Below are 21,870 nucleotides of genomic sequence, written 5' to 3' on the forward strand. Positions count from 1 at the left end.
GTCCCGCATCGGGCCCGTTCCGAGTGAGCTTCGCAACTCGTCGGCTCGACGCGCCGCACCGGCTGACCCACCACCGCATGGCGTACCCGTAGGTTGTTCATGTGACCGACGACGAAACCGTGCTGCGGCGTCGGGTCCGCACGCGCGACGGCGGCGGCAACTCCAACGACGCAGCGGCCCCGGACGGGGTTCCGCCCAAGCTGTTGACCGAGCCCGCCGAGGGGACTCCGCAGCCCGTGACCAGCCCCGCCGAGCTGGAACAGGTGATCGCGAGGTTCGCGGCCGGGACCGGACCGGTGGCGATCGACGCCGAGCGGGCCTCCGGCTACCGCTACAGCCAGCGCGCCTACCTGGTCCAGTTGCGCCGTCAGGGCGCCGGGACCACGCTGATCGACCCCATCCCGTTGGGCGATCTGTCCGGTTTGGACGCTGCCCTGGCCGACACCGAGTGGGTGCTGCACGCCGCCAGCCAGGACCTCCCCTGCCTGGCCGAGCTGGGATTGCGGCCGCGGAAGCTGTTCGACACCGAGCTGGCCGCCCGGCTGGCCGGATTCGAGCGGGTCGGGCTGGCCGCGCTGACCGAGAACCTTCTGGGCTACACGCTGGAGAAGCATCACTCGGCGGCGGACTGGTCCAGCCGTCCGCTGCCCGAGTCGTGGCTGACCTATGCCGCGCTGGACGTCGAGTTGCTGGTCGAGCTGCGGGACGCGCTCGTCACCGTGCTCGCCGAGCAGGGCAAGACGGCGTACGCCGCACAGGAGTTCGCCGCCCTCGTGGTGAGCGGCGCACAGCCGCCGAAGCCGCGGACCGACCCTTGGCGGCGTACCTCGGGGATGCATCGGGTGCGGGGCGCCCGGGCGCAGGCTCGCGTCCGCTCCCTCTGGTACGCCCGCGACCAGATCGCCCAGCGCCGGGACACCGCGCCGGGCCGGGTGCTGCCCGACTCCTCGATCGTGGCGGCGGCCGAGATGGATCCGAAGTCCGAACGGGATCTGTTGCTGCTGCCCGGTTTCGGCGGCCGATCGACCCGACGGCTGGCCGGGACCTGGTTGGACGCGCTGTCGGAGGCCAGAGCGCTGCCGGACACGGCGCTGCCGACGACCCCGCCGTACGAGGGCCCGCCTCCGCCGCACCGGTGGGCCGAACGCGACCCCGCCGCGGCTGCCCGGCTCGTCCGCGCGCGGGAGGTCGTGGCCCGCGTCGCCGGCGGGCTGTCCATGCCCCCGGAGAACCTGATCACCCCGGAGTACGTCCGCCGGCTCGCCTGGGAGCCGCCCACCGACCTGAGCACGGTGGGCGACCTGCTGGCCCAGTTCGGCGCCCGGCCTTGGCAGCGCGAGCTGCTGGCGGAGGACCTGGCCAAGGCGCTGGCGCCGGACGAGAGCCCGGACAGTCCGTCAGACGAGGCTTCAGACGGGGCTTCGGGCGAGGCAGCGGAAGGCACTGAAACCTCACAGTGACCCGACCTACCGGCCGGTAACTACTCGCGGGTAACATCGGGGGTGTCCAACCACTCCTAGGAGGCGCTGTGCCCCGCAACGTCCGCGATGTCGTCTTCGTCGACGGCGTACGCACTCCGTTCGGCAAGGCCGGGGGTGTCTACGCGCAGACTCGCGCCGACGACCTCGTCATCCGATGCATCCGTGAACTGCTCGCCCGCAACCCGCAGCTGCCGCCCGAGCGCGTCGAGGAGGTGGCCGTCGCCGCGACCACTCAGATCGGCGACCAGGGCCTGACCCTCGGCCGGACCGCCTCCCTGCTGGCCGGCCTGCCCAAGACCACGCCCGGCTATTCGATCGACCGGATGTGCGCGGGCGCGATGACCGCGGTCACCACCGTCGCGGGCAGCATCGCGATGGGCGCCATCGACGTCGCGATCGCCGGCGGCGTCGAGCACATGGGCCGCCACCCGATGGGCGAGGGCGTCGACCCGAACCCGCGTTTCCTGGCCGAGAAGGTCGTCGACCAGTCCGCCCTCGTCATGGGTGCGACGGCGGAGAACCTGCACGACCGCCTCCCCGAGGTCACCAAGGAGCGCGCCGACCGGTTCGGTCTTCGCTCGCAGGAGAAGACGGCCGCCGCGTACGCCGCGGGCAAGCTCCAGCCTGATCTGGTGCCGATCGCCGTCCGCGACGAGAACGGCGCCTGGGGTCTGTCGACTGTGGATGAAGCGCCCCGGCAGACCAGCCTGGAGAAGCTCGCCACCCTGAAGACCCCGTTCCGGCCGCACGGCCGGGTGACCGCGGGCAACGCCGCCGGCCTGAACGACGGCGCGACCGCGTGCCTGCTCGCCTCCGGCGAGGCGGCCGAGGAACTCGGCCTGCCGGTGGCGATGAAGCTGGTCAGCTACGGCTTCGTCGGCGTGGAGCCGGAGGTCATGGGTTACGGCCCGATCCCCTCTACCGAGAAGGCGCTCAAGGTCGCCGGGCTCACCATCGACGACATCGGCCTGTTCGAGCTGAACGAGGCGTTCGCCGTACAGGTCCTGGCCTTCCTGGACCACTTCGGGATCAAGGACGACGACCCCCGGGTCAACCCGTGGGGCGGCTCGATCGCGGTCGGGCACCCGCTCGCGTCCAGCGGCGTACGCCTCATGACGCAGCTGGCCCGGCAGTTCGCCGAGCACCCCGAGGTCCGCTACGGCATCACCGCCATGTGCATCGGCATCGGCATGGGCGGCACGGTCATCTGGGAGAACCCCCACTTCACTGGAGAGTCGGCATGAGCTTCCCTTCTGAGGTAGTGACCCACGCGAAGCTTCGGCTGACCGCCGTACCGGGGCTGGACAAGCCCGCCGCGATCATCACGCTCGACAACGGCTTCGACCACACCAAACCCAACACGATGGGTCCGGGCGGTCTGGCCAGCCTGAACGCCGCGATCGACGAGGCGCTCGCCGCTCAGCCCGCGTTCGTCGCGGTCACCGGCAAGCCGTACATCTTCTGCGTCGGCGCCGACATCACCGGCATCCCGGCCGTCACCGAACGGTCCCAGGCCGCCGAGATCGAGGCCCTGGGCCACCAGGTGTACGCGAAACTGCGTACCGCGCCGGTGCCGACCTTCGCGTTCGTCAACGGCGCGGCGATGGGCGGCGGTCTGGAGCTGGCCCTGCACTGCCAGTACCGCACGCTGTCGGCCGGCGCGGCGGCGCTGTCGCTGCCCGAGGTCAGCCTGGGTCTGATCCCCGGCTGGGGCGGCTCGCAGCTGCTGCCGAACCTGATCGGCGTCGTCGGCGCGGCCCAGGTGATCGTGCAGAACCCGCTTATGATGAACAAGCAGCTCCGCCCGAAGCAGGCGGTCGAACTGGGCATCGCGGACGCCCTCTTCGAACCGGCCGACTTCCTGGAGCGGTCGCTGCTCTGGGCGGCGTCCGTCGTCACTGGACAGACGACGGTCGAGCGGCCGGAGATCGACCGGGACATGTGGGACGCGGTCGTCTACTTCGCGCGTACCGAATTGGACTCCAAGATCCACGGCGCGTCGCCGGCGGCGACCAAGGCGCTGGATCTGTTGGCGCTGGCCAAGGACGGCGTGACCGAGGCGGGCTTCGCCGCGGAGCGCGAGGCGGCCACGGACCTGATCATGTCCGACGAGCTGCGGGCCGGCATCTACTCGTTCGACCTCGTGCAGCGGCGGGCCAAGCGCCCGGCCGGTGCCCCGGACCGCTCGCTGGCCCGGGACGTCGGCAAGGTCGGCGTGGTCGGCGCGGGCCTGATGGCCTCGCAGCTGGCGCTGCTGTTCGCCCGCCGGCTCGAGGTGCCCGTCGTGATCACCGACCTCGACCAGGAGCGGGTCGACAAGGGCCTGGCCTACGTCCAGGCCGAGATCGCCAAGTCGGTGGCCAAGGGGCGGCTCACCGAGCTGAAGGCGGCCAAGCTGCGGACCCTCGTCACGGGCACCGTGGACAAGGCGGCCGGATTCGCCGACGCCGACTTCGTCATCGAGGCCGTCTTCGAGGAACTCGGCGTCAAGAAGAAGGTCTGGGCCGAGATCGAGGAGATCGTCTCGCCGGAGACGATCCTCGCGACCAACACCTCCTCGCTGTCGGTCAGCGCGATGGGCGCCGACCTGAAGCACCCGGAGCGCCTGGTCGGCTTCCACTTCTTCAACCCGGTCGCAGTGATGCCGCTGCTGGAGATCATCCGCGCCGAGCACACGAACGACGTCACCCTGGCGACCGCGTTCGCCCTGGGCAAGCAGCTCAAGAAGTCGTGCGTACTGGTGAAGGACGCGCCCGCGTTCGTCTTCAACCGCATCCTGACCCGGTTCTTCGGCGAGATCTACAACGCCATCGACCTGGGTACTCCGCTGGAGGTGGCCAACACCGCGCTCGACCCGCTCGGCCTGCCGATGCGGCCGCTGGAGCTGCTCCAGCTGGTCGGCCCGGCGGTCGCCGCCCACGTCGGCAAGACGATGCACGTGGCGTACCCGGAGCGGTTCAAGGTCTCCCCCAGCATGGAGAAGATCGTGGCCGCCGGGCAGCCGCTGCTGGTCGACGACGAGATCAACCCGGCCGTGGTCGAGTTGCTGGCGGGCGGGCAGACCCCGCTCACCTCCGACGAGGTACGCGAGCGCGCGCTCGCGGCCCTGGCCGAGGAGATCCGGATCATGCTGGACGAGGGCGTGGTGGCCGACTCGGCCGACATCGACCTGTGCCTCATCCTCGGTGGCGGCTGGCCGTTCTGGCTCGGCGGCATCACGCCGTACCTGGACCGGACCGGCGTCTCCGAGAAGGTCACCGGTCGCCGGTTCGCCCCGGCGGGCGTCGCGACGCTGCCCGCATGAGCTGACTGCACTCCTGGCGGCTCGCGCAAGCGTTCCCCAGCCCATCCCCTTCCCGCCGCGCGGCTCCCCGTGAGCCGCGCGGCACTTTTCTGCGCCCGTTGGGCGGCGGGCTTCCTCGTCGCGTCCGGCGGAGAAACCCGCCGTAGAGTCGATCTCGTGACGATCGTGGACGCCTGCCTCCGGGACGGCCGCGGCGGTTCGCCGACCACGGTGCTGGCCGAGGCGGGCCTGGCCGATGCCGAGCGCCGGGCGATAGCCATCCACAATGGAACGTCGCACGCCGTCTTCGTCGACGTACGCCAGACCGACGTAGCCCTTCGATTCTTCACCAGCGCCGGCGAACTTCCGGCGTGCGGGCACGGAACGGTCGCGGCGTTGGCGTACCTGGCCGACCGATTCGGCGAGCGGGACTTCCAGCTGCGTACGCGCGACCGGTCGTTCGTCGGCCGAGCGACCGACCACGGGTACTGGTTCGACGCCGGTCCGGTCGACCTTCGGGAACCGGCTCCGGCGGAGTGCGACGGCGTACTCGCGGCGCTGGGCGCGACCCCAGCAGGCGGACTGTGCGTCGCCTCCGTCGGGCGGCCGCGCCTGCTCGTCCCGGTCGCCACACCGACGGTCCTCGCCGGACTGACGCCTGACCTCGACCGGCTCCGGACCGTGTGCGACCACTTAGGACTACTCGGCTGCTACGTCTACAGCGTTCCATCGGGCGGCCGGGCGGCGGCCCGGATGTTCGCCCCGTCGATCGGCGTACCGGAGGACATCGCCAACGCCAACAGCACCAGCTGCCTGGCGGCGTACCTGGCTCGGGACGGGGAGGCCGCCATCACGGTGGACATGGGCGACGCTTTGGGCGTACCAGCTGCTATTGAAGCTGAAGCGCGGCGGACCGGAGTCTGGGTCGGCGGCGCGGCGGCCCTCAGGTAGGCAGGCCGTTCTCCCCGGCCAGGACGCCGAGCGCGGTGGCCAGCTGGACCCGCTGGTCGGCCGAGAGCGAAGCGGTCAGCTCGGCGTCGAGATCCTGCGCGAGCTTGGCGCACTGCGTGAGCAGCTTGCGCCCCCGCGCGGTCAGCGTGAGCACCATGCGCCGCCGGTCACCGGCATCCCTCGTCCGCGCGATCGCCCCGATCGCCTCCAGATGATCCGCGAGCGTGACCATCAGGCTGGGCGCGACCCCCGTCAGGCCCGCCAGCTCCTGCTGGCTGGCGGGCGGCCCGGCGGCGAGCGCGGTCAGCACGCCGACGTGCTTAGGCTTGAGATCCAGGTCGGCGATCTTCGCCGTGAACCGGTCCGTGACCAGCGCGCCCAGCGTGCCGAGCCGGAAGGTCACGGTCGCCGGCATTCCGATGTCGCTCACGCGGGTAATGCTAGGCCCGCCCGTTCGCGTGCTCCGGCGGACGCCGCCGCGACCAGCCCGAACGCGCTGATCGCCAGGGCCGTCCGGAGAAGGTGGAAGGTCACCCACGGACTTTCGAACGCCTCGCGGAGCGCGGCCGGATCGCCGGCCTCGGTCAGCTGACCGTTCAGGGGAACGTTGCCCAGCAAGGTCACCGCGACAGTCGCCACCGAGCAGGCGAGCGCGGCGGCGAGCAGGATCGCGGTACGCCGCTGCGCACGGTGCATGACCAGGGCGGCGATGCCGAGCACCACCGGACCGGCGAAGATCAGCGCGAACGGGACGCTCGGCGTGGCCTCGTTCACCGAGCGCATGGCCTCGACGAAGGTCTTGTCATCCGTCCCGGCGAGACCGGGCATCACCGTGAGCGCGTACGCGACACAGAACCCCGCGTACAGGCCGGACAGGATCGTGGCGAGCCCCAGAACCCAGGTACGCGTCCGCATGATCACGCCACCGCCAGGTAGACCGCGGACGCCAGGTGCACGGTCGCGCCGACCGTCGACGCGACCGTCATGCCCCAGATGCGCCGCCGGAACCCGATGACGCCGTCACCCGCCTGTACCAGCCCCAGCAGCACCAACAACGCGGTCAACGCCACGCCCTCCGGTCGCGTCGCGAAGAGGACCAGCGCCATCGCACTCAACGGAACCGCGCGGACGGCGTACATCTGGGCGAAGTACGTCACGCCGGGCGTCACCGCCGCCGCCGGACCGATCGCGAGAGTCGGCCGGGCCACCCCCAGTACGCCCGCCGCCCCAGCCCCAAGCGCGAGCAGGGCGTTCAGGATCAGAATCGCAGTCATCACGCATCTCCAGAATCATTCTGTAACTGAATGATTCAAAGTATGAATGATTTTGCTCGCACCGTCAACCCCCGCTGATCGACGGCACGAGTGCACTGGTGTCGGCGGTCGGTTGCGCTAAACTGAGTCTGTCGCCGCCCGCCGCTGGCGGGTTGGAAGTGAAGCCGAGGACGCCTGATGCACTTCAGGACCTCGGCTTCGCGCTTTCACCCCAGCTCGAGCGGAATCTCGAGAACGAGGTGCCCCATCGGATCGAGGAAACTACGGTCTCCGTCGCCGTGAGCGGCCGCAGCGGCGCCGGCGACAATGTCGGGGATCCACAGCAGGATCTCTCCGTCGATGCCGTTGTACGAGTGCGCGAAGTCGATCACCAGCGTCGGCCGCAGCACCCCGCTGCCTCTGAGGGCATCGACAAGTGCGCGATCTCGTCGATTGAGGCTGTCCGTGCGCCGGTCGAGCAGGACCAGCCCCACCGATAGTTGGTCAAGCTCCCACAGGAGGCGCTGCAGCGCGCCGCGGCGAGCCCGTTCCTGCCGGACGCTGTCCATCGGCTGAGCGATGACCACGACATGGAAGGCGTCCAAGCCAGACAGCCTGCGGACGGCCCTGAGTTGATCTCGCCGCTCCTCCAGACGCCAATGGAACCGACGCTTGCCGTGACCGAGATCGCCGAGGACCTCGCGGAGACCCTCGGCGTCGCCGAATCGGACGACCGCTGCCGCCAGAACGTAGATCCCGGATCCGTCCCGACGCTGCCGCATCGACTCGTCGACGTACGCGCACCATTGCACTCCGGAAACCCTATGCCACTACCGGGGAGTATCCGATCGTCCATTGTCAGCTGAGAGGTGGGTGGTGAAGGCGGTCATGTGGCGGCGTGCAAGCTCCTGGCGGATCGCCTCGTCGCTGTGCGGGTCGGTCTCGGTGGGGGCGATGGGTTCGCCCCGCACCACGACCATCGTGGGCTTGCGACGGAACAACCGGTCCAGCCCGGTCGGCTCGGTGAACCGGATCGACAACGGCACGATCGGTACGCGCGCCTGGGCGGCGAGGTGGAACGCGCCGCGTTTGAAGGGGCGCAGGGCCGTGTTGTAGGGCTCGAGTTCGCCTTCGGGGAAGAAGTGCACGAGGCGGCCCATGGCGAGGAAGAGTTCCAGCTCGCCGAAGAAGAGCGGCAACTTCGACAGTTCGGTGGGCACGGCGATGCCGCCGAGCAGCCGCACGAGCCAGCCGTACCAGCGGTTCTCGAGATTGATCGGGGCCGAGGTGACGACGATGCGGCGCGGGAACACGGCGATCGCGACCAGTGCGCTGTCCAGGAAGTGCACGTGGTTGCAGACCGTCAGCGCCCCGCCGGTCGGCCGGGTGCCGGTCCGGCGTTCCGCGCGTACGCCGAGGAGCAGGCGCGTCCACACGAACAGGGCGGGGATGGCGATCGCGTAGTAGAAGGCGATCGCCGCCAGCCGGTAGGGCCAGTGGGCGTACCCGGCCGGGTTCTCCGGTGGGTCGCCGGCTTTGGCGTACACCCGCTCGATCGCCTTGATGCTGCGATCCACTTCATAGAGGTCGCCGAGCTGGGCGTACGCCGCAGACGCCGCGGCTCGGGCGGCCGGATGCTCGATCCAGTAGTCGATCCGGTCGGCGAGCGAGGCGGGGTCGCCGGCGCTGAAGAGGTTCTCCGGGCTGAGCGCGAACTGGCCGGTCGCACTCCGCGGGCTGTCGGAGATGACTGGCACGAGCCCGCAGGAGAACGCCTCCATGCAGGACAGCCCCTCGATCTCCACGTCGGAGGCGTGCACGTAGAGGTCGCAGGTGCGGATGAGGTCGATCAACTCGTCCTGGGCGTAGTAGCCGAATCGGGCCGGGATCGGGAGCTTGGCGGCCAGCCGGCGCAGGCGCTTCTCGGTCGGCCCGTGTCCGGCGAAGCAGACCTGGACACGGTCGGCGTGACGGGCCCGGCGAACGGCCCGGATCAGCACGTCCTGGCGCTTCTCCGGCGAGAACCGGCCCACCATGAGTATCCGGAACGGCTCGGAACCGCCGGACCCCGAGGAGCCGAGAGACCCCGAGGAGCCGACGGACGCCGGAGGGCCGGGGCCGCCGGCCGACGACACGCGGTCGGGCGGGAAAGACCGGAAGGGACGGAACGCCGGGTCCACCCCGTTGGAGATCACGTGGAGCCGGGCCCGATACCCGTGACGGCGGAGCTGGGCGGCGATGAACGTCGACGGGCAGTGGATGTCGGCGAAGCGGCCGTAGAAGGTGAGCCGCAGCAGGAGGTACACGAGGTGCGCGGCCGGGCGGAACCAGCCCAGCCCGATGTTGTAGGTGACGTTCTCGGGCTGGATGTGGAACGCGGCGATGGCCGGTACGCCCAGCTCGCGCGCGATCCGTTCGGCGGCCCGGCCCAACGCCCATGGCTGGTAGATGTGGACGACGTCGGCGCCTTTGACGGCTGTGGTCAGCACTTCCCGGTCCGGCTTGGCGAACAGGGTGTTCTGCCGGTGGGCGAGCCGGGACGCGATCGGCACCACGAGTTCCGGGAGGTAGAAGACCTCCAGCCCGTCGAGCGCCGGATCACCCGGTTCAGCTGGGTCGCCAGGGTCGCCGGGTTCGCCGGGTTCGCCGCAGGTCACCACGCGTACCGTGTGGCCGCGCGCGAGCAGCGCGGCGGCGAACCGGGTCGCCGACATGGTGGTCCCGTTGTTGTTGATGTTGAACGTGTCGATGACCAGTGTGATGATCATTGGCGCGCCGCTGCCCCCCGGGTCTCCCCGCCGGCCAGGCCGCCGGCCGACCTGGTCTCCTCACTCTCGACTACCGGAGGCGGCCGCAGGCGGCGAACGGCTCAACTGGCGACGGCGGCCGCAGACGTCCACAAGCATCCACAGGCGGCGGACCGCCCCGCCCGGCCGAGTTTTGCGGCGGACGATCTCCCTGCACGCTTCGCCGGAAATCCGCATTGAATGAGGGGGATCTGACGATATAAGGCGAGCCTTGCCCTGCGAGTCACTACATTGCGAAGAAAGTGTGGATTTGACCCGGGGGGACGTATGACCAGAGAGTTCAACGGCCGGATCGCGCTGGACATCCGGGACTCGGTCCCCGACTGGGCGGCCTTCCTGCCCGACAAGGCACCGCAGGGCGCCCCGAACGTGCTGGTCGTGCTCTACGACGACACCGGCTGCGCCGCCTGGTCGCCGTACGGCGGCCGGATCCAGATGCCCACCATGCAGCGGCTGGCCGACAACGGGCTGACCTACTCCCAGTGGCACACCACGGCACTGTGCTCCCCCACCCGGTCCACCTTCCTGACCGGGCGCAACCACCACATGAACGGCTTCGCCTCGATCTCGGAGTCGTCGACCGGCTTCCCGGGGTACAGCTCCCACATCCCGCCGTCGTGCGCGCCGATGGCGGGCGTACTGCGGGACGCGGGGTGGTCCACCTTCTGGGTGGGCAAGAACCACAACGTGCCGGTCGACGCCTGGACGATGGGGGCGTCGAAGAAGGAGTGGCCGCTCGGCATGGGCTACGACCGGTTCTACGGCTTCATCGGCGGCGAGACCAACCAGTGGTTCCCCGACCTGGCCGAGGACAACCACTACATCGACCAGCCCTACAAGCCCGAGGACGGCTACCACCTGTCTAAGGACCTGGCGGACAAGGCGCTGCAGTTCATCCGGGACGCCAAGCAGTCCGAGCCGGACAAGCCCTGGTACCTGTGGTTCTGCCCGGGGGCCAACCACGCCCCGCACCACGCCCCGCAGGACTACATCGACAAGTACAAGGGCGTCTTCGACGACGGCTACGAGGCGTACCGGGAATGGGTCCTGGCGCGCATGATCGAGAAGGGCATCCTGCCCGCCGACACCGAGCTGACCGAGATCAACCCGATGACCGAGGGCACCTTCGCCCCCGCCGACGCGGTACGCCCCTGGGACTCGCTCTCCGCCGAGGAGAAGCAGCTGTTCTGCCGGATGGCCGAGGTGTACGCGGCGTTCTCGGAGTACACCGACGCGCAGGTCGGCCGGATCGTGGACTACCTCGAATCGTCCGGGCAGCTCGACAACACGATCATCTTCTACTGCGCCGACAACGGGGCGTCCGGCGAGGGCAGCCCGAACGGCTCGGTGAACGAGGGCAAGTTCTTCAACAACTGGCCGGACACCATGGCGGAGAATCTCAAGCACCTGAACGACCTCGGTACGCCCAACACCTACAACCACTACCCGACGGGCTGGGCGGCGGCGTTCTCCACGCCCTACCGGATGTTCAAGCGCTACGTCTACCAGGGCGGGGTGTGCGACCCGCTGGTGATCCACTGGCCGGCCGGGATGAAGGCCCGCGGCGAGGTACGCCACCAGTACCACCACAGCACCGACATCGTCCCGACGATCCTCGACGTGTGCGGGGTGACCATGCCCGAGGTCGTGAACGGGGTCGAGCAGACGCCGCTCGCCGGGGTGTCGATGCGGTACAGCTTCGACGGCGCCGACGCGCCCACCCGCAAGGAGACGCAGTACTACGAGATGTTCGGCAACCGGGGCATCTGGCGCAAGGGCTGGAAGGCCGTCACCGAGCACGGGCCGATCCTCGGCAAGGGGGCCTTCGACAAGGACCGGTGGCAGCTGTTCCACACCGACGTGGACCGATCCGAGGCGCACGACCTGGCGGCCGAGCATCCCGAGAAGGTCAAGGAGCTGGCCGACCTGTGGATGGCCGAGGCCAAGGCCAACAACGTGCTGCCGCTCAACGACCTCGCGGCCGCCGGCAAGGACCTGCAGGAGTTCCTGGCGCTGGAGTTCCACGTCCCGGTGCCGCCGTCGGGTCAGTACGTCTACTACCCGGGCACCAGTGAGGTTCCCGAACGGTCGGCGGCCAACGTCCACGCCGTGTCCTACAAGGTGCTCGCCGAGATCGACGTCGCGGACCGCGCCGAGGGCGTCATCTTCGCCGCCGGTTCACGGTTCGGCGGGCATTCCCTGTTCATCAAGGACGGGACGCTGACGTACGCGTACAACTTCCTCGGGATCCCGCCGGAGACCAGGATCTCCGCCCCGGCGCCCGGCCCCGGCAAGCACATCGTCGGCGTCGAGTTCACCAAGGAACGCACCGGTGAGCGCATGGAGTCCTACGGCCCGTGCAAGCTCTACATCGACGATCAGGTGGTCGCCGAGCAGGAGCTGCGGACGATGACGGGCCACTTCGCACTGTGCGGCGAGGGACTGTGCATCGGCTACGACGGCGGCGACGCGGTCAGCTCCGAGTACACGCCCCGGTTCGAGTTCACCGGGGGCGAGATCGTCAAGGTCGTCTTCGACGTCGCCGACGACGCGTACGTAGACGTCGAGCAGCATCTCGCGGCGGCGATGGCCCGAGACTGACGACAGCCCGATGACGCAGCTGCACGACGTACGCCGGTCGCCGGGTCGCGCCGAAATGGCGACGATCCCCGGCGGCCGGTTCACCATGGGGTCCGACCGGCACTATCCGGAGGAGGCCCCGGCGCATCCGGTCGAGGTCGGCCCGTTCCTGCTCGACACGCATCCGGTCACCAACGCCCGGTACGCCGAGTTCGTCGCGGCGACCGGGCACGTGACGCTCGCCGAGCGCGCGCCCGATCCGGCCGACTATCCGGGCGCGGATCCGGCGTTGCTCGTCCCCGCGTCGGCGGTGTTCACCCCGCCGGGGCATCCGGTCGATCTGCGGGACGCGTACCAGTGGTGGTCGCATGTGCCGGGCGCGGATTGGCGGCATCCTCGCGGCCCGCGGTCCAATCTGTCCGAACTGGATGATCATCCGGTGGTGCATCTCGCCTACGCCGACGCGGAGGCTTACGCCCAGTGGGCCGGCAAGCGGCTGCCGACCGAGGCGGAGTGGGAGTTCGCCGCGCGCGGCGGCCACGACGGCCGCGAATACGCCTGGGGTGACGAGCTGACGCCGGGCGGAGTGCATCTCGCGAATGTCTGGCAGGGCGCGTTTCCGCACGTCAACGACGAGGCGGACGGCTGGTACTGGACCTCGCCGGTCGGGTCGTATCCCGCGAACGACTATGGGCTGGCCGATCTGATCGGCAACGTCTGGGAGTGGACGGCCGACTGGTGGTCGGCGCATCGACCGGCGACGACGCCGTCGTGCTGCGGCACGCCCGCGCCCCGCCACAACCCGACCGGCGGCAAGGCGGCGCTCAGCGTCGACCCTGGCGCGCCGCTCGGCGAACGCCTCCCACGCAAGGTCATGAAGGGCGGCTCCTACCTCTGCGCGCCCAGCTACTGCCGTCGCTACCGCCCGGCCGCGCGGCTGCCCCAGACCGTCGACACCAGCACCTGCCATCTCGGCTTCCGCTGCGCCGCCGACCTCGGATGACGCCGCTCTTCCCCACGCTTCGCGGCTACCAGCGAGGGTGGCTGCGCGCCGACGTCCTCGCCGGGCTCGCCGCCGGCGCCGTCGTGGTCCCGCAGGCGATGGCCTACGCCACCATCGCCGGTCTGCCGGTCCAGGTCGGTCTCTACACGTGCATGATTCCCATGCTCTTGTACGCCGTACTGGGCGGATCGAGAGTGTTGAGCACGTCCACCACCTCCACGATCGCCACGCTGACCGCGTCGACGATGGCCGCCGCCGGGGTGGCCGCGGGCTCGACGAGCGCGCTCGCGACCTTGACCGTCGAGGTCGGCCTGCTGTTGCTCGGCGGCTGGCTGCTCCGGCTGGGGGCGTTGGTGGAGAACATCTCCACCCCGGTGCTCGTCGGCGTGAAGACCGGCGTCGGGCTGGTCGTCGCCGTCGGGCAACTCCCGAAACTGCTGGGCATCGACGTGTCCTTGGCGGGTGGCTTCTTCGCCCAGCTCAACACGGTCGTGTCCCACCTCGGCGACGCGAACTCGACGACGATCGCCCTCTCGGCGGTCCTGCTCATCGTGCTCGTGGGGGCCGGATGGCTGCTGCCTCGCGTACCCGCGCCGTTGGTCGCGGTCGTGCTCGCGCTGCTCGCCAGCGTCCTGCTGGATCTGCCGTCGCGGGGCGTCGCCTTGATCGCCCCTGTGCCCAGCGGTCTGCCGGTGCCGGACCTACCCGGGTTCGCCCACTCCGCGGCGATGTTGCCGGGCGCGATCGCCATCGCCTTCATGGTGTTCATGGAAAGCCTGTCGGTCGGCCGGGCGATGCGGAAACCGAGCGAACCGGCGCTCGACAACGACCGGGAACTGCTGGCCGCCGGGGCTGCCGGCACGGCGGGTGCGTTCTTCGGCGCGATGCCGTCGGCCGGCGGCTTCTCGCAGACGGCGGTCAACGACCGGGCCGGCGCGCGTACGCAGGCCGCCCAGCTCGTGACCATCGCGCTCGCGGTGGCGGTCGCCTTGTGGCTGGCCCCGGTCCTGGACGAGCTACCGCAGGCGGCCTTGGCCGCGATGGTCCTCGTCGCCGTGCTCGGGCTGATCAAGCCGGCCGACTTCGCTCGCCTGGCCCGCATCGACCGCATCGAGTTCTGGATCGCCGCTGCGACCGCGTTCGTCGGCCTCACCGCCGGCCTGCTCGCCGCCGTCGCGGTCGGCATCGGGGCGACCCTCATCCTCGTCCTGCGAGAGTTGAATCGGGTGGCGATCGACGAGGAGAGCGCCGATCCGTTGGTGCTGCGGGTCGGTTCCGGCCTCTACACCGCCAACGTCCGGGTGGCCCAGTCGCAGATCCTCGACGCCGTCGGGCGGCATCCGGGGCAGCGGTCGGTGACGCTCGACATGCCCCGCCAGCGCACCTTCACCGTCACCGTGCTCGACGCGCTGCACGAACTGTCGGACCAGCTCGGGCGCGACGGAGTCGAGTTGCGGATCGCCGGCCTACCGGCGGCCGCAGTGGACGTCGCACGGCGTACCCGTTGGTGGAAAGGCTGGGAGGACGCGGGCCGGGTGGCGGCGACGGTGGCCGAGGCTACGCGGCGTCGGCCCTGAGGAAGCTGCCCGCAGAGCCGCGGGTGTGCAGCCAGGCGGGCAGGACCGCGGTGGCCGCGACCGCGAGCAGGATGACGAGCGACGCGGCGGCCACCCAACCCATCGGCGGCAGATTCATCTCGATGCTGACCGACCAGTAGAGGACGAGTCCGGCCGGGATGCCGAGCAGGAGCCCGGGCAGCGCGGCGAGCGACTGTGCGACGCACAGTGCGGTGACGACCTGGCCGGGCGTCGCGCCGAGGGAACGCACGACCGTCAGCGTCCGCCGCGCTTGGGCCGCCGCGCTCCAGCCGAGCACCAGTGTGTTCAAAATGGACAGTACGCCGAGCGCGACCGTGATGGCGAGGAGCGCGCGGCTGAGTTGAGCGGCGCGGATGTCGGCGAGCGTCGACGTGCCGAAGTCGAGCTCCTTCACCGGTACGGACCGGAAGGTGAGGAGGCCGGTGATCATGGCGGCGATGGCGGCCGTGCCGAACGCGGCCGACACGGCCCGGCCGGGGCGACGGGCGAACAGCCGTACGCCGAGCAGCAACGACGTGGGCAGGTACGCCGTCGCCGAGGTGATCCCCGACGGATGCGCCGGCGCGGACGCGGCGTCGGTCAGCGCCTGCACGGTGCTCCGCCGCGCGGCACGGACGACCGGGCCGACGGTGCTGGACAGTGCCACGACGAGGGCGAGGATCGCCGCGGCGACGACCGTGCCTGACGCGGGCATGCTGACGCCCGTGATCAGCCCGGCGCTGGGATCGGTCAGCTCGGGTGCGGTCACGGCGCCGAGGGTCAGCCCGAGCAGAGTGGCGACGGCCGTCAGCGGCAGGTATTGGGCGAGCAGCACGGCGGCGACCGTGTCGGGAGTCGCGCCCACCGCCTTCAACAGTCCGGCGCGGCGGTTGTAGCGGGTGGCCCGGAGCGCGACCAGCGCGGCGAGCCCGACGGCCGCGGCGACGGCGAGCAGCCATCCGCCGAGGACCAGCGTCGGCCCGAGGAACCGCAGCATCCGGGCGTCGTCCTCGACGGTCTGCGGCCAGGGCCGGTATTGGACCCAGGTCTCGCCGGTGAAGTCTTGAGTGGATACGAAACGGACGAACTGCCTCGTGGCGGCCGGATCGGCGAGCTTGAGATACAGCAGGCGTACGCCGACGGCCCCGGCCGAAGCCGCCTTCGCGTCGGCGGCCGTGAGCCAGACCTTGCCGCCGTAGTCCGAAGGTCCCCGTCCTTGGGCGTTGTCGCTCCCCGGATACACCGCGTTCGCGGCGCTGATGGCGATCCCCACGACCGGCAGGCTCCTCTGGTTGATCGTGAGCACGTCGCCGACGCGTACGCCCAACGCCTGGGCGAAGCCGCGTTCGATCACCGCACCGCCGTCCCGCACCCAGGTCCCCTCGGTGACCAGGGGCTGATCGACCGGAGCGGTCGCCGTGTCGCGTCCCTCGACCGCCGAGCGCACGTCGAAGCCGCGTACGCGGATCGCTGTGGAGAAGGCGAAGTAGGGTCCGGCGTACGCGACGACGCCGGGAGCCTGCGTGAGCTTCCCGGCGAGCGGCGACTCCCCGGCCAACGTGGCGGTGACATCCGGCCCGGCGGTCGCCGCCCTCGTCTTCGCGTACGCGGTCTCCGTCGCCGTGGTCAACGCCAGGCCCAGGGTGAGCGTGGCGACCGCCACCGTGACGGCGATCAACGGGACCAGCGCCTCCCCGGGGTGACGGCAGAGATCGCGTACGGCGAGCCGCCAGATCACCAGCAGGTGTCCCATGACGTCAGCCTTCCCAGCTCAGCAGGCTGCCGTAGAGCCCGTTTCCCCGGGCGGCTCCGCCGCTTCGGGTGAACCCGGTGTCGCCGGTGACCATGCCGTCGCGCATCGACACGACGCGGTCGGCGGTCGCGGCCACCCGCTCGTCGTGCGTGACCAGGACAAGGGTCTGCCCTCTTGTGCGCAGGTCGGCGAAGAGCCGGAGGATCTCGTGCGTCGCGGCGCTGTCGAGGTTGCCGGTCGGCTCGTCGGCGAAGACCACCAGCGGCTCGTTCACCAGCGCGCGGGCAAGGGCGACGCGTTGCCGTTGCCCGCCCGACAACTCGGCCGGCAGCCGCCCGGCGCGGTCGGCGAGACCGACCCGATCGAGCAGGGCGACCGCCCGGCGCCTGGCCGTCCGCGGCGAGACCCCGGCCAGCAGCGCCGGCAGTTGGACGTTCTCCGCCGCGGTCAGCTCCTCGATCAAGTGGTACGCCTGGAAGACGAAACCGATCGCCTTGCGGCGCAGCCGCGCCAGCGCCCGCTCGCCGAAGTGGTCGATCCGCCGCCCGCCGAGCCACACCTCGCCGTCGCTCGGCCGGTCCAGCCCACCGAGCAGGTGCAGCAGGGTGGACTTGCCGCAGCCACTCGCCCCGACGACGGCCAGCGTCTGCCCGGCCGGCACCTCCAAGTCGACCTCGTCGACCGCGCGGACCAGGCTCTCGTCCTCGCCGTACACCTTGGACAGACCGATCGCGCGCACTATGGGCGCCGCGGACTCCGCCATCACTCCACCCTCCCGACCCGGGCCGACCACACCCGTTCGCATACGTCCAGCCAGCGCAGATCGGCCTGCATCCGCAGCGCGACGCCCTCCAGCAGCAGCCAGGGCTCGGAATCCGACTCGTAGTCGAGCGCGGCCCGTTGCACCTGCCCGAGGCCGTGCATCAGCTCCCGCCGCTGTCCCGCGACGAGCACCCGGGGATCGGCCAGTCCCGACACCGCCGCCGCCACCAGCTTCAAGTGGAACTCCGCGACATCCGGCTTGGCCCCGGCCGACTCGGCCAGCCACTCGCCGACCCGGTCGCGGCCGGGCGGTGTCAACGCGTACACCTTGCGTCGCGGTCCCCGGGTCGGCTCGTCCTCGCGTTCCTGCCGCACGAGCCCGGCCCGTTCCAGCCGGGTGAGCGTCACGTAGATCTGCCCGGCGTTGAGCGTCTCGCCCACCGGCCCGAGCGCCGCCGACAGCCGCCGGCGCAGGTCGTAGCCGTGCGACGGTTCCTTGACCAGCAGCGCCAGCACCACGTCCTGCACGGATCGCCTCCTCCCGGCAGCCGCCTTCCGGCCGCGTTTCCCGCGACCGCCAATGTATAGCGGTTATCTAAAGAGTCGGCAACCCCTCTGCCTCGCACGACAGCAGTGGCCGCCCACCGGACGGTGGGCGGCCACTGGTCGGCCACTGTGGACCTGCCTTCGCTCAGCCGACGCGCTTGTACGCCCGCATCGCGAAGAAGTATGCGATCGCCGCGATGCCGACGCACCAGGCCAGGGCCACCCAGATGTCGTTGCCGACGGGCTGGTCGTGCAGCAGCGACTGCAGCGACTCGACGATCGACGTGACGGGCTGATTCTCGGCGAAGACGCGTACCGGGGTGGGCATCGTGTCGGTCGGGACGAACGCGGAGCTGATGAACGGCAGGAAGATCAGCGGGTACGCGAACGCGCTCGCGCCGTCGATCGACTTCGCGGTCAGCCCGGGGATGGCCGCGAGCCAGGTCAGCGCCAGGGTGAACAGGGCGAGGATGCCCGTCACCGCGAGCCAGCCCAGCAGGTCCGCACTCGCCCGGAAGCCCATGAGCAGGCCGATGCCGATGATCACGACGACCGAGATGGCGTTGGACACCATCGAGGTCAGCACGTGCCCCCACAGCAGCGACGAGCGGCCGATGGGCATCGAGTTGAACCGGGAGAACAGGCCGGTCTGAACGTCGGAGAACAGCCGCACCGCGGTGTACGAGATGCCGCTGGCGATCGCGATCAGCAGGATGCCCGGCAGCAGGTAGTCGATGTACTTCTCGGTGCCGGTCTGGATCGCGCCGCCGAACACGTAGACGAACAGCAGCATGAGCATGACCGGCGTGATCAGCACCGTGATGATGGTGTCCGGACTGCGCACGATGTGGCGCATGGACCGTCCGAACAGGACACCGGTGTCGCGGAGCGTCTTCATCACTGGCCCTTCCTCTCGCCGACGATGGCGAGGAAAACTTCTTCGAGGGATGGCTGCTTCTCGATGTACTCAACCTTCGCGGGCGGGAACAGCTGCTTGAGGTCGTCGAGGGTTCCGTTGGCGATGATCCGCCCGCCGTGCAGGATCGCGATCCGGTCGGCGAGCTGCTCGGCCTCGTCCAGGTACTGGGTGGTCAGCAGGATCGTGGTGCCGCTCTTGGCGAGTTCCTTGACCGTCTTCCAGACCTCGATCCGGCCCTCCGGGTCCAGCCCGGTGGTCGGCTCGTCGAGGAAGATCACGGCCGGCTCGCCGACCAGGCTCATCGCGATGTCGAGCCGGCGGGTCATGCCACCCGAGTAGGTGCTCGCCCGGCGGTCGGCCGCCTCGGTGAGCCCGAACCGGGCGAGCAGGTCCGCCGCCACCTTCCTCGGGTCGGCGACCGCCCGGAGCTTGGCGATCAGCACCAGGTTCTCCCGACCGGTCAGGATTCCGTCCACGGCGGCGAACTGGCCCGTCAGGCTGATCACCGCACGCACCTTGTCGGGCTCGCGGACGGGGTCGAAGCCACCGACCCGCAGCGTGCCGCCGTCCGGCTTGAGCAGCGTCGCGCAGGCCTTGATAGTGGTCGTCTTGCCGGCGCCGTTCGAGCCGAGCAGCGCGAAGATCTCGCCGCGCCGCACGTCGAAGTCGACGCCCTTCAGCACCTCGACTCCCGTGAAGGACTTCTGCAAGCCCTCCACCTGAATCGCCTTGTCAGTCACGGGGTGGTCCCTTCTCAGTAGGGGTTCGCTTCTCAATGGGTTCAGGCGCGATGGATGGTGATGTCGCCGTAGGAGGTGCGGCCGCGTACCTCGACGATCTGCGCGGCGCCGTCGGGCTTGGTGGCGTCGGTCATGAGGTTGCGGACGTGCCCGAACGAGGTGTTGACGTCCAGCCAGGCCGCGGTGCCGTCGGCGATGCCGATCTCGAGGCTGCCCATGGCGGTCCCCAGGGTCACCGAGCCGCGGACGACCTCGCCGAGCCGGATGTTGCCGTTGGACGTCTTCACGTCGACTCCGGCGCCGGCCTTCTCGACCGAGATGCTGCCGTTCGCCGCGCGTACGCGCAGCTCGCCGGTGACCGAGTCGATCGTGGTGTCGCCGTTGGAGTTCTTGATCGCCGCGGTGCCGTCGATCATGCCCAGCTGGACCTTGCCGCTACCCGTGCCGATCTCCGCCGTGCCGGCGACGCCGTCGACGGTGACCTCACCGGCTCCGGTGTTCACGTTGAGCGGGCCGGTCAACTGGAGCCAGGCGTTCCCGGCCCCCGTCTTGACCCGGCACTCGCCGAGTCGGCCGACGCCCCGCAGGTCGCCCGCCTGCAGATCGGCGAAGACGTGCGAACCGGTGGGCAGGTCGACGGTGACGTCCACGGACCGGGTCTTGCGGGAGAAGTCGAGCTTGCGCTTCGGGCCGACGAGCCGGAGCTGGCCGTTGCTGTAGTCGACGCGGACCTGCTGGGCGGCCTTCACGTCGGACTCGTCGGACTCGTCGCTCGGGCGCACCTCGACGACGGTGTCGGCTCGGTCGCTCGCGGCGATCCGCACGTGACCGAAGCCGAGCTCGATGGTGACGGCGATCGATTCGGGCGTCTGGAAAGTAGGCATGGTGGTCCCCTCATCACGGGTCGGTGAACCGTCCCCGCAGGTGGGGACGTGGTGGCGAAAAGTCGGTGTGGCGAAAAGTCGGTGTCGGCCGGTGCGGCTAGCGCACCCAGCCGGTGAAGCTCTGCTTGGTACGCCCGCCGACGCCGAGCGGGTCGAAGCGCTGCTCCCGTTCGGTTCGCTGGAGAGCGGCGGCGGCCGACCGGACGAGCCAGGCGTTGACCGAGCGCCCCTCCTTCGCGGCGGCCTCCTCGATCGCGGCCTTGAGCTGCTCGGGCAGGCGTACGTTGATCCGTGCGGACGGCCCGTCCTCGGCGAACAGCGCCTCGTTGTCGGCCGCTCGATCGGCGGTCGCCGGGGCGTCCACGGTCACCGCGGCGGTCGGCTCGGCGGGCGGCGGGGTCACGACGAAGTTCGGGTCGCGGCCCCGCAGGCGCAGCTCGACCGAGCCGGGTGCCAGATCTTGAGTGATCTCGTCGGCCGCGGCCGACAACGCCTCCAGGAGGGTCATGCGGATCGCCGACTCCAGCGATCCGGTCAGGCGCTCGACCAGCGCACGCGCCTCCTCGCCGCCGCCTTCGGCCAGCGTGGCGAACTCGCGGCCGAGGTTGTTCACATACGTGGTCAAGTCCATGGCACCACTATGGCACACGCATGGCACCAACGCAAGCCATCTTGGCTCAGACTGATGCCAGACTGGCTCAGAACGGCGTCATCATGGTGCCATCCGAGTGCCGTAGTGCATGATCGACTGATGCGTACGCGCCGTGGCCCCATCATCCTTGGCAGCTCCGTCGTCGCCGTGCTGCTCCTGTGCGGCGGCTTCGGCGCAGCCCTCTGGCACTGGCGCTCGACGGAGAAGGACCGGATCGACCTGTCCGACCTGACCCGGCGCTCGCCCTGGCCGCGTACGCAGTTGCTGCTGCCGGACCAACTGCCGCTCGACCGGGCGATGGGCGACGTCGGCCCGAACGGTCTGGACGTCTCCTACCCCGCCGTCAACGGTCTGCCGCTCGGGTACGCGATCGAATTGCTCGACGAGCGTGGCGAACCGGTGTGGAGCGTGAGCTGTGGCGCGCGGGCGGTCACGGTCTGCACCGATCTCGGCGACGGCTACACCTACGTCAAGGTGCTCGACACCGACAACAGCGACCCCGCGACCATCGTGCGACGACGGGCCGGCGATCGGATCTACAGCGCCACCGTGAGCGGCGATCACCCCGAGCGCGTGACGGAGCTGCGCGAGGTCGTGACCGCCGTCCACCAGCCCAGTGACGAGGAACTGCTCGACATCCTGCGCTACGACGGATACCAGACCGACTGGAGCTGACCGC

20 protein-coding genes are annotated in these 21,870 nt (G+C 70.2%); 8 read left to right on the forward strand and 12 right to left on the reverse strand.

Annotation, left to right across the window (positions count from 1 at the left end):
• The first annotated feature begins 200 nt into the window (after positions 1-200).
• The 4 genes from HDA40_RS16000 to HDA40_RS16015 all read left to right on the forward strand — a co-directional run bounded on the left by HDA40_RS16000 (position 201) and on the right by HDA40_RS16015 (position 5,715).
• Entirely contained in the window at positions 201-1,460 is a 1,260-nt protein-coding gene (locus tag HDA40_RS16000) for an HRDC domain-containing protein (protein WP_253763642.1), read from the forward strand.
• A gap of 68 nt (positions 1,461-1,528) precedes the next feature.
• Positions 1,529-2,725 (forward strand): thiolase family protein, encoded by a 1,197-nt coding sequence (locus HDA40_RS16005; RefSeq protein ID WP_253756528.1) that lies wholly within the window; start codon positions 1,529-1,531, stop codon positions 2,723-2,725.
• Positions 2,722-4,785: a 3-hydroxyacyl-CoA dehydrogenase NAD-binding domain-containing protein gene (locus HDA40_RS16010; protein ID WP_253756530.1), complete on the forward strand. Its 2,064-nt coding sequence runs from the start codon at positions 2,722-2,724 to the stop codon at positions 4,783-4,785. Before HDA40_RS16005 ends, HDA40_RS16010 begins: the two co-directional genes overlap by 4 nt.
• A gap of 156 nt (positions 4,786-4,941) precedes the next feature.
• Positions 4,942-5,715, forward strand: coding sequence for a PhzF family phenazine biosynthesis protein (locus tag HDA40_RS16015; protein ID WP_253756532.1), 774 nt, complete (start codon positions 4,942-4,944; stop codon positions 5,713-5,715).
• On the opposite strand, the gene HDA40_RS16020 is transcribed toward HDA40_RS16015, so the two are convergent.
• The 5 genes from HDA40_RS16020 to HDA40_RS16040 all read right to left on the reverse strand — a co-directional run bounded on the left by HDA40_RS16020 (position 5,708) and on the right by HDA40_RS16040 (position 9,736).
• Positions 5,708-6,145, reverse strand: a complete 438-nt coding sequence (locus HDA40_RS16020; RefSeq protein ID WP_253756533.1) for a MarR family winged helix-turn-helix transcriptional regulator — start codon at positions 6,143-6,145, stop codon at positions 5,708-5,710. The two genes, HDA40_RS16015 and HDA40_RS16020, sit on opposite strands and share 8 nt — an antisense overlap.
• The gene (locus HDA40_RS16025; RefSeq protein ID WP_253756535.1) at positions 6,142-6,630 is read right to left on the reverse strand and encodes an anthrone oxygenase family protein; all 489 of its coding nucleotides are present in this window, start codon (positions 6,628-6,630) and stop codon (positions 6,142-6,144) included. The genes HDA40_RS16020 and HDA40_RS16025 overlap by 4 nt, the downstream gene beginning before the upstream one ends.
• A gap of 2 nt (positions 6,631-6,632) precedes the next feature.
• Entirely contained in the window at positions 6,633-6,989 is a 357-nt protein-coding gene (locus HDA40_RS16030; RefSeq protein WP_253756537.1) for a hypothetical protein, read from the reverse strand.
• 206 nt (positions 6,990-7,195) lie between these two features.
• Positions 7,196-7,573 (reverse strand): hypothetical protein, encoded by a 378-nt coding sequence (locus HDA40_RS16035; protein WP_253756539.1) that lies wholly within the window; start codon positions 7,571-7,573, stop codon positions 7,196-7,198.
• A gap of 225 nt (positions 7,574-7,798) precedes the next feature.
• The gene (locus tag HDA40_RS16040; protein WP_253756541.1) at positions 7,799-9,736 is read right to left on the reverse strand and encodes a glycosyltransferase; all 1,938 of its coding nucleotides are present in this window, start codon (positions 9,734-9,736) and stop codon (positions 7,799-7,801) included.
• Positions 9,737-10,042: 306 nt separating this feature from the next.
• Between HDA40_RS16040 and HDA40_RS16045 the strand changes: the two genes are divergently transcribed.
• Genes HDA40_RS16045 through HDA40_RS16055 form a run of 3 tightly spaced genes read left to right on the forward strand, consistent with a single transcriptional unit; the run spans position 10,043 to position 14,935 of the window.
• Positions 10,043-12,376, forward strand: coding sequence for an arylsulfatase (locus HDA40_RS16045; RefSeq protein ID WP_253756543.1), 2,334 nt, complete (start codon positions 10,043-10,045; stop codon positions 12,374-12,376).
• A gap of 10 nt (positions 12,377-12,386) precedes the next feature.
• The gene (locus HDA40_RS16050) at positions 12,387-13,358 is read left to right on the forward strand and encodes a formylglycine-generating enzyme family protein (protein ID WP_253756545.1); all 972 of its coding nucleotides are present in this window, start codon (positions 12,387-12,389) and stop codon (positions 13,356-13,358) included.
• On the forward strand, positions 13,355-14,935 hold the full coding sequence (locus tag HDA40_RS16055; RefSeq protein ID WP_253756547.1) for a SulP family inorganic anion transporter: 1,581 nt from the start codon (positions 13,355-13,357) through the stop codon (positions 14,933-14,935). Before HDA40_RS16050 ends, HDA40_RS16055 begins: the two co-directional genes overlap by 4 nt.
• On the opposite strand, the gene HDA40_RS16060 is transcribed toward HDA40_RS16055, so the two are convergent.
• The 7 genes from HDA40_RS16060 to HDA40_RS16090 form a co-directional block, all read right to left on the reverse strand.
• Entirely contained in the window at positions 14,916-16,688 is a 1,773-nt protein-coding gene (locus HDA40_RS16060; protein WP_253756550.1) for an FtsX-like permease family protein, read from the reverse strand. The genes HDA40_RS16055 and HDA40_RS16060 overlap by 20 nt on opposite strands.
• 4 nt (positions 16,689-16,692) lie before the next feature.
• Positions 16,693-17,451, reverse strand: a complete 759-nt coding sequence (locus tag HDA40_RS16065) for an ABC transporter ATP-binding protein (protein WP_253756552.1) — start codon at positions 17,449-17,451, stop codon at positions 16,693-16,695.
• Positions 17,451-17,978 carry a PadR family transcriptional regulator gene (locus tag HDA40_RS16070; RefSeq protein ID WP_253756554.1) on the reverse strand — a complete coding sequence of 176 codons (528 nt, stop codon included), beginning with the start codon at positions 17,976-17,978 and terminating at the stop codon, positions 17,451-17,453. The genes HDA40_RS16065 and HDA40_RS16070 overlap by 1 nt, the downstream gene beginning before the upstream one ends.
• Before the next feature lie 163 nt (positions 17,979-18,141).
• A complete protein-coding gene (locus HDA40_RS16075) occupies positions 18,142-18,894 on the reverse strand; it encodes an ABC transporter permease (RefSeq protein WP_253756556.1) in 753 nt (250 codons plus the stop codon).
• Entirely contained in the window at positions 18,894-19,655 is a 762-nt protein-coding gene (locus tag HDA40_RS16080; RefSeq protein WP_253756558.1) for an ABC transporter ATP-binding protein, read from the reverse strand. Before HDA40_RS16080 ends, HDA40_RS16075 begins: the two co-directional genes overlap by 1 nt.
• 41 nt (positions 19,656-19,696) lie before the next feature.
• A complete protein-coding gene (locus HDA40_RS16085) occupies positions 19,697-20,539 on the reverse strand; it encodes a DUF4097 family beta strand repeat-containing protein (RefSeq protein WP_253756560.1) in 843 nt (280 codons plus the stop codon).
• 97 nt (positions 20,540-20,636) lie between these two features.
• On the reverse strand, positions 20,637-21,170 hold the full coding sequence (locus HDA40_RS16090) for a YlcI/YnfO family protein (RefSeq protein ID WP_253756562.1): 534 nt from the start codon (positions 21,168-21,170) through the stop codon (positions 20,637-20,639).
• A gap of 120 nt (positions 21,171-21,290) precedes the next feature.
• Between HDA40_RS16090 and HDA40_RS16095 the strand changes: the two genes are divergently transcribed.
• Positions 21,291-21,866 carry a hypothetical protein gene (locus HDA40_RS16095; protein WP_253756564.1) on the forward strand — a complete coding sequence of 192 codons (576 nt, stop codon included), beginning with the start codon at positions 21,291-21,293 and terminating at the stop codon, positions 21,864-21,866.
• The last annotated feature ends 4 nt before the right edge of the window (positions 21,867-21,870 follow it).

The organism is Hamadaea flava, from assembly GCF_024172085.1.
In the GTDB taxonomy this organism is placed as follows: domain Bacteria; phylum Actinomycetota; class Actinomycetes; order Mycobacteriales; family Micromonosporaceae; genus Hamadaea; species Hamadaea flava.